This window comes from Bacillus glycinifermentans (assembly GCF_001042475.2).
In the GTDB taxonomy this organism is placed as follows: domain Bacteria; phylum Bacillota; class Bacilli; order Bacillales; family Bacillaceae; genus Bacillus; species Bacillus glycinifermentans.
Window position 1 is genome coordinate 1 of record NZ_LECW02000032.1, and the last position, 10,390, is coordinate 10,390.

At 42.7% G+C, this 10,390-nt stretch carries 15 protein-coding genes; 7 read left to right on the plus strand and 8 right to left on the minus strand.

Going from position 1 to position 10,390, the window contains the following annotated elements; all coding sequences use genetic code 11:
• Window positions 1–57: 57 nt before the first annotated feature.
• Window positions 58–933, minus strand: a complete 876-nt coding sequence (locus AB447_RS17230; protein WP_057957671.1) for a LysR family transcriptional regulator — start codon at window positions 931–933, stop codon at window positions 58–60.
• 101 nt (window positions 934–1,034) lie between these two features.
• Here AB447_RS17230 and AB447_RS17235 point away from each other — a divergent pair, with 101 nt between their 5' ends.
• Window positions 1,035–1,913: a DMT family transporter gene (locus AB447_RS17235; RefSeq protein ID WP_048356536.1), complete on the plus strand. Its 879-nt coding sequence runs from the start codon at window positions 1,035–1,037 to the stop codon at window positions 1,911–1,913.
• A 64-nt stretch (window positions 1,914–1,977) separates the two neighbouring features.
• Complete coding sequence (locus AB447_RS17240) at window positions 1,978–2,355, plus strand: VOC family protein (RefSeq protein ID WP_048407148.1); 378 nt, start codon at window positions 1,978–1,980, stop codon at window positions 2,353–2,355.
• Between the two features lie 44 nt (window positions 2,356–2,399).
• Here AB447_RS17240 and AB447_RS17245 read toward each other — a convergent pair whose 3' ends face one another.
• Entirely contained in the window at window positions 2,400–2,945 is a 546-nt protein-coding gene (locus tag AB447_RS17245; protein ID WP_048356274.1) for an IseA DL-endopeptidase inhibitor family protein, read from the minus strand.
• Window positions 2,946–3,333: 388 nt separating this feature from the next.
• On the opposite strand from AB447_RS17245, the gene AB447_RS17250 reads away from it, so the two are divergent.
• The 3 genes from AB447_RS17250 to AB447_RS17260 all read left to right on the plus strand — a co-directional run bounded on the left by AB447_RS17250 (window position 3,334) and on the right by AB447_RS17260 (window position 4,673).
• Window positions 3,334–4,104 (plus strand): LysM peptidoglycan-binding and 3D domain-containing protein, encoded by a 771-nt coding sequence (locus tag AB447_RS17250; protein WP_048356273.1) that lies wholly within the window; start codon window positions 3,334–3,336, stop codon window positions 4,102–4,104.
• Between the two features lie 193 nt (window positions 4,105–4,297).
• Complete coding sequence (locus AB447_RS26960; protein ID WP_048356272.1) at window positions 4,298–4,486, plus strand: glycosyl hydrolase family 28-related protein; 189 nt, start codon at window positions 4,298–4,300, stop codon at window positions 4,484–4,486.
• A 7-nt stretch (window positions 4,487–4,493) separates the two neighbouring features.
• Window positions 4,494–4,673, plus strand: coding sequence for a peptidase G2 autoproteolytic cleavage domain-containing protein (locus AB447_RS17260; RefSeq protein WP_048356271.1), 180 nt, complete (start codon window positions 4,494–4,496; stop codon window positions 4,671–4,673).
• A 37-nt stretch (window positions 4,674–4,710) separates the two neighbouring features.
• On the opposite strand, the gene AB447_RS17265 is transcribed toward AB447_RS17260, so the two are convergent.
• From AB447_RS17265 to AB447_RS17290, 6 genes are all read right to left on the minus strand, one after another.
• Window positions 4,711–6,132, minus strand: coding sequence for an MDR family MFS transporter (locus tag AB447_RS17265; protein ID WP_048356270.1), 1,422 nt, complete (start codon window positions 6,130–6,132; stop codon window positions 4,711–4,713).
• Window position 6,133: 1 nt separating this feature from the next.
• Window positions 6,134–6,715, minus strand: coding sequence for a TetR/AcrR family transcriptional regulator (locus AB447_RS17270; RefSeq protein ID WP_057957672.1), 582 nt, complete (start codon window positions 6,713–6,715; stop codon window positions 6,134–6,136).
• A 107-nt stretch (window positions 6,716–6,822) separates the two neighbouring features.
• Complete coding sequence (locus AB447_RS17275) at window positions 6,823–7,236, minus strand: YrvL family regulatory protein (RefSeq protein WP_048356269.1); 414 nt, start codon at window positions 7,234–7,236, stop codon at window positions 6,823–6,825.
• Window positions 7,237–7,357: 121 nt separating this feature from the next.
• Window positions 7,358–8,530: a tyrosine-type recombinase/integrase gene (locus AB447_RS17280; RefSeq protein WP_048356268.1), complete on the minus strand. Its 1,173-nt coding sequence runs from the start codon at window positions 8,528–8,530 to the stop codon at window positions 7,358–7,360.
• A gap of 131 nt (window positions 8,531–8,661) precedes the next feature.
• The gene (locus AB447_RS17285) at window positions 8,662–9,084 is read right to left on the minus strand and encodes an ImmA/IrrE family metallo-endopeptidase (RefSeq protein ID WP_048356267.1); all 423 of its coding nucleotides are present in this window, start codon (window positions 9,082–9,084) and stop codon (window positions 8,662–8,664) included.
• A 10-nt stretch (window positions 9,085–9,094) separates the two neighbouring features.
• Entirely contained in the window at window positions 9,095–9,523 is a 429-nt protein-coding gene (locus AB447_RS17290) for a helix-turn-helix domain-containing protein (protein WP_057957673.1), read from the minus strand.
• Between the two features lie 268 nt (window positions 9,524–9,791).
• On the opposite strand from AB447_RS17290, the gene AB447_RS17295 reads away from it, so the two are divergent.
• Both AB447_RS17295 and AB447_RS17300 read left to right on the plus strand, forming a co-directional pair.
• Window positions 9,792–9,977, plus strand: a complete 186-nt coding sequence (locus AB447_RS17295; RefSeq protein WP_048356265.1) for a helix-turn-helix domain-containing protein — start codon at window positions 9,792–9,794, stop codon at window positions 9,975–9,977.
• A 1-nt stretch (window position 9,978) separates the two neighbouring features.
• Entirely contained in the window at window positions 9,979–10,251 is a 273-nt protein-coding gene (locus AB447_RS17300) for a hypothetical protein (protein ID WP_048356264.1), read from the plus strand.
• Window positions 10,252–10,390: the final 139 nt, after the last annotated feature.

The window sequence follows — 10,390 nt, forward strand, 5'->3', positions numbered from 1 at the left end:
ATTTATTTGGGTCTCTCCATATTGGCCGAGGCGGTTTTTTCGGGTATGACACGGGCTTTATCGGACTTTACATTGGCTCAAGACCTTGATGAACTCATGTGCCGCCGGGGAGGTTTCACCAAATGAGTGCGCGATAATGCCGATCTCGCGGGTGATTCGGGGAAAGATATCCTTTTTGACCAGCTCATGTGATACGGACGAAAGCGTAAAGTTTGAAATGATGCCGATGCCTAATTGATGTTTGACCATATTCATCAATGTTTCTGCGTTTTGGACCGTTAAGGTTTCCCTTAATTCGATTCCGTGCTGCTCAAGCGTTTGTGATACGGCGATTTCATGGCCTCCTTTGCAAAATATCATATCGTGCTGGTACGTTTTAAGGTTGACGAGTGCAGCATCCTTTAATCCTGCATGCTGCTCAGGGATGACGGCTACCATGTAATCGCCGAACAATACTTGATGGTCAAACGGTTCAAACGGGGATGTGACGATTCCGAAATCAACCGTTCGATCCTCTACCCATCCTTTGATTTGCTCAGACGTCCCCTCAACTAATTCGATGTGAACGAGCGGGTATTCCGCTCTAAATGCCGCGATGGCCTGCGGCAAAAGATTCGTCGAGACGGCGGGGAACGAACCGATTTTCACCTTCCCGCTTAACAGCTTGTTTTCCCGGTCGGCCACTTGATGCATTTTGCTTTCGATTTCCATCATTTGTCTTGCCAGCAGCAGTATTTCCTTTCCGACGTCGGTAAGGATTAAGCCATTCTGTTTATCTCTGATAAATAATCGGACATCCAGCGCATTTTCCAGGTTTTTAATCGCTTTGCTTACCGCCGGCTGCGAGATGAACAATTCTTTGGCGGCTTCTGTAATATTCAGTTTTTCTGCGACCTTCACAAATATGTGAAGGTGATTCATGCTCATAACCAATTGGTTATACCTCCGATAATTAATAAGTATTTCAGTTATATATAAAGGTAGCATATCATAAAAACGAGCACGACATCTTATAAGAAAGGCGGCTGGATTTTATGATCAAGGTCATACTTGGAATCGTTTCGGTCACGCTCATTTGGGGCTATACATGGGTGGCGATGAAATTGGCGATCCACGACATTCCCCCGTTGCTGTTTTCGGCGCTGCGCCTGTTCATCGGGGCGGTTCCTTTATTTTTCATTCTCTTCATCAGAAGAAAAAAACTCTCGATCGGAAAAGAGCATCTAAAAAACTATATCGTTATGAGTCTGTTGATGAGTCTCGGCTATATGGGGATCTTAACGTACGGCATGCAATTTGTCGATTCGGGAAAAACGTCCGTTTTGGTATATACCATGCCGATTTTTGTTACCGTGATCAGCCATTTTGCATTAAACGAGAGAATGAACGTTTATAAAACGATCGGCTTGATATTCGGTTTCATCGGGCTTTTATTCATATTCGGCAAAGAAAGTTTCAATGCCGGCCACGGCGCGATCATAGGGGAGCTTTGCGTCCTCGCGGCGGCGCTCAGCTGGGGAATCGCGAATGTTTTCAGCAAGCTTCGATTCAAGGATATCGATATCATTCATATGAATGCCTGGCATCTCATGATGGGAGCTGTCATGCTGCTCGTCTGTTCCTTTATATTGGAACCCTCTCATGCGATCGAGTGGTCAAACAGCGCGGTTCTGTCAATATTGTTTAATGGATTGTTTTCGACGGCTTTCACATTTGTCGTTTGGTTTTGGGTGCTCAATCAGATCGAAGCGTCAAAGGCATCCATGGCTTTAATGTTTGTCCCCGTACTCGGTCTCTTGTTTGGGTGGCTGCAATTGCACGAGCAGATTACGATCCAGATCATGATCGGAGCAGTCTTGATATGCTGCGGGATCTTCATGAATACGTTCAAATTTGCCCAAAACAAAGCGTGAATTTTCTATGTCTATACATTTCCCCCTAAGAAAGATATGGTAATATCAAATGGGGGGATGAAAAATGAAAATTGAACACATCGCAATTTGGACGAAAAACTTAGAGGAAATGAAAGATTTTTATACGCGGGTTTTCAACGGCACGGCAAACGAAAAATACGTCAATCCGAAAAAACAGTTTGAATCGTATTTTATACAGTTTGAATCAGGGGCCCGGCTTGAGCTGATGAGGCGGCCGGACGTCGCAGAGGGAAGCGGGGAAAATGAAGGCTATGCGCATATGGCGGTCTCTCTGGGTTCACGTGAAAAGGTAGATGAAATGACCCGCCGGTTAAAAGAGGAAGGCATCCGTATCGCAGGAGAGCCCCGCGTGACCGGAGACGGCTATTATGAAAGCGTCATTCAGGATCCGGACGGCAACCTTGTTGAACTGACGGTATAACGATGAAAAAAGCTAATGTCTTTTTTAGACATTAGCTTTTTTGTTTAGATGGCGGCATCCAGCTGATTGATTTTCCATTTCTTGTTTTCCTTTACGAATGTGATCTTTCTTTTTGCAGAAGGCGATCCGTCTTTGGCAGGCACGGTAAATTCATACGTGCGGGCATTGCCTTTTTTGGAGATCAGCTTGAATGTTGCCTTCTTCCAATCCAACAGGTTGTCCCCGTCGCCGACCGGAACGGCCATTTTTCCTTTGTAACTGATGATATTGTATTTTTTTAATCCGTTCGTGATCGCATCTTTTGTGAAAACGGGAGTCAAGTAATTAGTCAATTTTGCTTTCGTACTGAATTCACTGCACATGTACACATACGGCAAATTTTGATATTCAAACGTTTTCGTTACGCATGTCGAATGTTTTGCTTTCGGATTGTGGCCGGTCATTGTATTCCAAAAATGCTCGCGGGCCTGTAATGTCATCGTCAAAACCTGTTGTTTCGTTAAGTCACCTGATGTATTTTTCGCATTAATTGTCGTATGGATCGGCAGAATCAAGAAGGCGGTCAAGGCAAAAACGATAAACTTTTTCAATGTAACTCTCTCCTTAAGAAAAATAATATATCTCTTATGTTACAAATGTTACAATAATTACGGTTAGATTACAAGGTGTTTTCGAAGAAAATTTTTCTGTCCGCTGATTTCCTTAAAAAATCCTCTTTTTTCCTTATATAGATGATGTAAAATAGGGCTTCGGGCAAACACCGCAATCTTTTTTTTACATTACACAATACCCCATTCCCTTTATTTAAAAACGGGGTTGCCCCAATTGTGGAAAATTAAAAATTTTATATAAAATCAAACTATATCAGTAAACAAACTGTAACCAAATTCACACCGATCTGTCACGGGGATGACATTTTGCTGTGTTACGATTTTCCCTGTTAGTTTCAAAAGAGCTAACAAGGGAGGATTTTAACTTATGAAGAAGACAATAATGTCCTTGGCTGCAGCCGCAGCTATGTCAGCGACTGCATTCGGAGCAAGCGCCTCAGCAAAAGAGATTAGTGTTGAAAAAGGGGACACGCTCTGGGGGATTTCCCGCGAATACGGGATGAACCTAAAGGACTTGAAAAAATGGAATCAGCTTTCCACAGACATCATTTTGCCTGGTCAAAAGCTGAACATTTCTTCTCAAGAAGAAAACTCAGATCAAAAGCAGTACACCATCAAACCTGGAGATACATTATCAAAAATCGCTCAAGAGTTTGGTGTTTCTGTGAACGATCTTCAAAAATGGAACAACCTCAAATCGGACTTGATTTTTGCCGGAAAAACCATGGCGGTAACCGGAGATGGGGCGGGTGTGAAAGCACCTGTAAAACAGGAAGCCGTCCAAAGCGGACAGCCTGCGGCGCCTGCAAAACAGAAAGCAGTCCCAAGCAGTCAGCCTGAAGCGGCTGCAAAAGAGATCACCGTAACAGCAACAGCGTATACGGCAAACGACTGCGGCATTTCAGGCATTACGAAAACGGGAGTCGATCTGAATGCCAACCGGAATGCTAAAGTAATCGCCGTTGACCCGGACGTGATTCCGCTAGGTTCCAAAGTATATGTTGAAGGCTACGGCGAAGCGACCGCTGAAGACACCGGAAGTGCCATTACCGGACATAAAATCGACGTATTTATTCCAAATAAAGCAGACGCGCTCGATTGGGGCGTTAAAACGGTTAAAGTGAGAATATTAGATTGATATAGAAAGGCACGGAATAGCATTCCGTGTCTTTTTTATATGTCATACGTTTGCCGCCTATAAATGAAAGCGCTTTGAAGACGCTTTCTAATAAAAAATGGAGTCGAGACATTTGGCAGATTACACACCTTGCGATTTCTGAAAACTTCGAGCTGATTGACCGGAAAATCGGTGCCGCTCATCCTCTGAAAACTTGAACGAATGGCTGAAAATCTATGAAACGAAATTCGACAATTTGATGGAACGAAACGTGATGGACTTTGGCACAAAAGGAGACGGCGTAACGGACGATACTCAGGCGTTTCACGACGCCATGGGAGAGGGCGGCTATAAAGTCGTCATTTCCGCTGGTGTGTTCAGAACATCAGGGAGAAGGCCCTGACGGCAAAATGGTCATGGCCCCTAAAGAAAATCCGGATTACCGCCCTGACCAAGAATACGAATCAAGAAACGATCGCGATGAATGGAATGTGGTCGGCCTTGTCGGACAGGTGTATATCAGATGTGACGAAACAGTCAAGGCAGGCGATTTGATTATAGCTGACTCAGGAATCGCAACAATTCGCTGAAAAAAAGCAGTCCGGCTTGATCCCGGACTGCTTTTTTTTACATATGCTGCACCTCTTCATTTTTGGCCTTGATCAGAAAAGAGAGCGCCAGCGCGACAATGGCAAAGCCGATGGCGACAAAGTAAGCCGTATGAACGCCCGCTGTCATTCCCTGCATTTGCAAATCCTTTTCGCTTGTTACCGCAGATTGCCGGATAAACCGGTTTGAAACGGTTGTCAAGATTGTCGTGTATAAAGCCGGGCCGATCGCGCCCGACACTTGGTTAACCGTATTCATAATTGCTGAACCGTGCGGATACAAGGGCTTGGGCACCTGGTTTAATCCAAGCGTCATGACAGGGGCCATCGTGAAACCGACGCCGAGCGTAAAGCCCGCGTACAGCATCATCGCAGCAGCCATCGAAGTGCCGCTTGAGATCCTTGTAAACAGCAGAAGCACGCAGATGACAATGATTAAACCGGTGAGAAGGAGCGGCCTGAAGCCGAGCTTATCAAACAGGCGTCCTGCAACGAGAGAGGTACAGGCAAGGACCAGTCCGCCAGGCAGCATCAACAAGCCGGTAGACAATGGCGAAAGGTCGAGCGCCATTTGGAAGTAGAGCGGCAAAATCAGCATCATCGAAAATTGCAGCATCATGATAAGCCACACGAGGACGACTGCCGTTGAAAACACCTTGGACCGGAATGGCCGCATATCGAGCATCGGCTCTTTTAATGTGAGCTGCCGGCGTACAAATAAGACTAATCCGGCGATCCCCGCCGCCAGTCCGATGACGACCATCGGGCTGTTCCAGCCGGCTTCTCCCGCGTTGCTGAAGCCAAATACGATTCCACCGAATCCGATGGTAGACAACATGATCGATATAATATCAATTTTCGGGTTGGTCTGTTCGGTCACATTCTCTAAGCGGAATGCCGCATAAATGATCATGAAGAACGCAACGGGCAGCATCATGAAAAAGACGACCCGCCACGAATAATGTTCGACGATGAAGCCTGAAATGACAGGGCCGATAGCAGGCGCAAATAAAATCACAAGCGTCATCATCCCCGTCATCGTTCCACGCTTATGCGGCGGAACGAGTGTCAGGATGACATTCATCACCAGCGGTAAAATAAGTCCCGTCCCCGATCCTTGAATAATTCGCCCTGTGAGGACGAGGGGGAAGACGGGGGCAATGCCTGCCAAAAGGGTTCCCGCTGTAAATAAGCTCATCGCTGTAAGAAACAGCTGTCTTGTCGTAAAGCGCTGCATGAAAAAGGCAGTAACCGGCACAGCGATCCCGATCATCAGCATGTATCCGGTTGACATCCACTGTGCCGTATTTGCTGATACGTTAAAGTCTTCGATCATCTTCGGCAATGCAACATTCATTACCGTTTCATTAATCAAAGCGAGGAAGTTGCCCACGATTAAAATGGCGATGATCATAAATGTGCTTCTTTTGGTGTGCTCCATTTCATTTCCCCTCCTTGATCATCGTTTGAATGTGTTCGGCGGCGGCGCTTAACGGCCGCCCGTTTTTTTTCGTGACGGACAGCACATACGCGCCTTCTATCATCGCTTGTATCGCGAGGCTCAGCGTTTTGGCTTTTTCTTTCGAAAAGCCGGACTGTATGAGCTTTTCTTCGTAAACAAGCCGCCAGTCTTCGTAAACTTGATCACACGCTTGTCTGAGAGTTTCGCTGAATGACCATGTTTCCGAAGCGAAAGAGACAATCGGAATGTCCTCGTAATCCTCCATGATGTATTCCTCAAACCCGTCGGCCATCGTCCGAAGATAGACTTGAAACGCCTCTGCCGGATCCGGTGATCGGCTGATTGCAGACTTGATAAATGCTTTAACCGTTTCACCGGTCATTTTGATGGCTTCTGCGGCAAGCTCTTCTTTACCTCCGGGGAAGTAGTAATAAAGCGAGCCTCTGGGAGCGCCGCTTTCTGACGTGATTTGATTTAAGCCTGTTGCATGGTAGCCTTGCTTGCGGAATAATAGCGAAGCCGTGCGCAAGATGTTATCCCGGCTGCTTGTTTTATCCTTCATCCGTTTGATCACCTTTCATTTTATACTGATCGGTCTATATAATTATAGCGAAAAAAAGAGCCTTTTCTAAAGGCCCTATTTTGAAATGATTGCAATGGACTATTTTTTTAGATATTTTCCGCCTTGTTCTTTTCGTCAATGTCTTCAAACGCCTGCTGGATCACGAATAAAAACATACAGGCGATGATTTCTACATCAAGAGGGATCGTGATGCTGTCCATCATCTCATCGGCAATGTGAATCGCGAGCCAAGTAAAGAAGCATTCGATTGCAAATGTTATGAATTTATGCCCGATCAGCAGGGCGAGAATTTTTTCGGGAATTTCAAAAATAAAACCGATTACAAAGCTCAAAAGAATAAACAGCAGCAAGGAGCCCGGTGAATCATAGGTAACGCCGAAAATCGCGAAAAAGCCGGTCACTCCGAAAAAATAGGCACCGACAAGCAGCGCAAGGGCAAAAATGATCAGAAGAAAGATGAGCGTAACGACAAGCATGTTCCCGAGTATATTTTTCATCATTTGGCATTCATTCCTAATCTGACAGTATACTTCTGATCATAACAAAAAATTCAGGAAATGTAATTTACAATCGTAGTAAATTTAATCAAACCTTATGAATACTGAAGGGAAAGGGGATATTTTAAAAAGCTCCCCCAAAACTTCCCCCAACTGCTTTTAAAGCTTGACTAAATGCCTCCACAGTTTCTTGTTCCAGATCCTTGAATGAGTGACCATAAATCTTTAAAATCATTTGTGGGGTGTTTCCCAAACGGTCTGCGATCACTTTGACGGGTATTCGCTGACTTATTAAAACTGTTGCATGGGTGTGGCGTAAGCCGTGAACCGTAATCGGCTTACAGCCAGCCTTTGCACAGATAGGTTTTATTTTATCACTAAGGGTACGGTAGCTTGCCGGCTCGGCTGTCTTAGTGGAAATGAAGACAAAATCATCATCAGTTAGATGTTTCCCCACTTTGAGCATGGCCTGTTTACACCAGGCTCGGTAAGTTTTTAGCTTCTCTATTATTATGTCATCAACGGGAATTGTCCTGTAACTATTTTTAGTTTTGGGTGATCTAACTCCGTTTTCATCTCGTGTTCGCTCGACTGTGAGAGTCTTCTCTCCAAAATCAATATTTCCCCATTTTAGACCGAAAGCCTCACCTTTCCGCAACCCTGTGAATGCTAACAGTAAAGCAAGTGAGTATTCTGTGATATCTAATTTTTCTTTTGCAGCAGTTAGAAATCTGTATAACTCGTTGGGAGTTAAAAAATTTTCATCATCCTTTTTCAACGAAATGGTTATTCTATTAAAACGATTTCTAGGAATGATTTCATCATCCACTGCTGCATTTACAGCTGTTTTGAAAACACCGTGGAATAGTTGGACGGTTCTAGGTTTGTAATCCTTTAAGAGTTCATTGATGAAAACACGTTTATAGAGTGTTTTGTCTAAATTGGATAATTTATATTTGCCCAGTAAAGGTTTTATATGATACCTAATAGCATTCTTACGATATTTCTGGGTAGAGATTTCCCAATCGTTTTTATAGGATTCAAACCATATATCCATCCATTCTGAAACCGTTAAATTGGATTTTTCAACTTGTTTAGCGCCACGGTCTAATATTGAGGCCTTCACTTCAAGTAAAGCCCTATAGGCGTCATTTTCATTTTTGAAGCCCATCTTGCCTTTTTCTCTTCTGTTCCCCAAGGCATCATAATACCGATGTCTATAGCACCATCGTTTTTCCTTTTTGGCATTGAAATAATAATACAGTTCTTTATCTTTTTTTGATTTATACAATTTCATTTAAATCTGCCCTTTCGTGCGTGGACAGACGCTTTAAAAGGGGAGAAGGTATCTACCGTAAAAAATCACGGTAAGACCAGCTTTTGGGCATCACCTCCTTTAATAAACAGAATGTACGTTCTGTTTTTGGGTTAAAAATTTTTAGCGATGTTAGATATGACTAACTGTTCTGGGATTCCGTATTGTTCAATTGCTTCTTTCACAGTTACACAGCCATTAAAGGATGAGAACAACAAATTAATTGCGAAAAAATTCGCTTCCAACTCGATTCGATCTGTTGAAAATAGAGTCTGCCTTTTTAAAAAAGGAGTGTTTGCGTCTGGATGAAAGATCGCATGACCTAATTCATGGGCGCAAATAAACTTCTTACTATGTTCATTCGCATTCTGATTAATATGGATGACTTTAACTCTGAAATGTCTACTGTAGTACCCCAAAGCTTTTCCTAAATCTTCATAAACCACCTCAATTCCTAATTCTTTTGCAATTATAAATGGATTGTTTGTTTGAAATTTCTCTGTTATTGATTTGATTTTTGAAGTAATTGACTCCACAAAAAGGCACCTACTTACGATATTTTTTAGGAGTGAATTTTTGTTTTGAAATTCTTTTGGCAAGACGTAGGGAGTTTTCCAAGCTAGCAATTAACAGTTCTCTATCTTCATCATCCATATCGTCAAGAGTTTGGCCGTCAAACGCAGCATATCCATTCTTGCCTTCTAACCCTTCTATAATTTTTTGTAGCTCTTTCTGTATATCTCTTTCATCTTTAGCAGTAAGTTCAGGCTCAAAGTTTTCTTTTTCTGTTCTGCCAAGAAGGTAATCAACTGAGACGTTAAAATAATCAGCTACTTTTTGAACTTTGTCTATACCTGGAGTTTTTTCATCCCATCTTCTAATTGTCCCATTTGATAATTTGGTCTTCCTTTCAAGTTCAGCCAAAGATATTTTATGCTCTTTTGCCAACTTTTTTATCCTTTCAACTATTGTCATATCAACCATCCTTAAATGAGCCTATGACAAAAATTAAACTTTATGCTATTTTTGTGTTGACAATTAGCATATAGTTTATTAAACTGTGTTCATAAGCTACTTATTTAGCTTTCAGGACACTACAAACTAAAGCCTAAGACCACGTTCCCCAACGTAAAAGGCTGTAATTGTAGGGTTTATTCGCTATGCTTAGATATTAGCATATATCCTATTTTTCAGTCAACAAAAAGCTAAATAATTAGCAAAAAATATATAGGAGGTGTTTTCTGTGGAATTGGATTTCGGAAAAAGGGTTAAGACCTGGTTAATACTCAATGGTATGCAGCAGAAAGAATTAGCCGAAATGCTAAACATTTCAGGCCCCTATCTCTCCGACATTTTACACGGTAAAAGAGAAGGCAAAAAAATCAGAGAGAAAATTGTCAAAATCATTGATATGAAGGAGGTTTCGTAAGTTGCCGATAGCTGAAATTAACATTGATGTGAATCAATCTGAAATAAGGGATTACATCAATCAAAAATTAGACGAAACCCTTAAAAATACGCTTTTCACTTGGGATTTGGATGAAATGTCAAAAAGAACGTGCATGAGTAAATCATTTTTGGAAAATGAGTTCTTGCGGGATCCCCGGATGAAGCTTCTCGAAAGAAGAAAAGAAAAGGGTAAGCGGTTTTGGTTTTATGAACAAAGTTTAGTTGTCATGAAAGAGATCATGGACGAATGGTAAAAAACGCGTGGACAGACGCTTTAAAATCCTAACCCTTGAAGGGAGGTGAGGAATTGAAGATCAAAACAAAAGAATGGCTTGCTCTAAGTGAGGCAGAGCGATTTAAGAAGATTTATAACGCTTTTGTGAAAACGCAAAA

Bases quoted from the DNA above. Each gene is read 5' to 3' on its own strand.
- AB447_RS17235 (WP_048356536.1), top strand. From the start codon at position 1,035: ATGATCAAGGTCATACTTGGAATCGTTTCGGTCACGCTCATTTGGGGC.
- AB447_RS17240 (WP_048407148.1), top strand. From the start codon at position 1,978: ATGAAAATTGAACACATCGCAATTTGGACGAAAAACTTAGAGGAAATG.
- AB447_RS17250 (WP_048356273.1), top strand. From the start codon at position 3,334: ATGAAGAAGACAATAATGTCCTTGGCTGCAGCCGCAGCTATGTCAGCG.
- AB447_RS17260 (WP_048356271.1), top strand. From the start codon at position 4,494: ATGGTCATGGCCCCTAAAGAAAATCCGGATTACCGCCCTGACCAAGAA.
- AB447_RS17265 (WP_048356270.1), bottom strand. From the start codon at position 6,132: ATGGAGCACACCAAAAGAAGCACATTTATGATCATCGCCATTTTAATC.
- AB447_RS17270 (WP_057957672.1), bottom strand. From the start codon at position 6,715: ATGAAGGATAAAACAAGCAGCCGGGATAACATCTTGCGCACGGCTTCG.
- AB447_RS17275 (WP_048356269.1), bottom strand. From the start codon at position 7,236: ATGATGAAAAATATACTCGGGAACATGCTTGTCGTTACGCTCATCTTT.
- AB447_RS17280 (WP_048356268.1), bottom strand. From the start codon at position 8,530: ATGAAATTGTATAAATCAAAAAAAGATAAAGAACTGTATTATTATTTC.
- AB447_RS17290 (WP_057957673.1), bottom strand. From the start codon at position 9,523: ATGACAATAGTTGAAAGGATAAAAAAGTTGGCAAAAGAGCATAAAATA.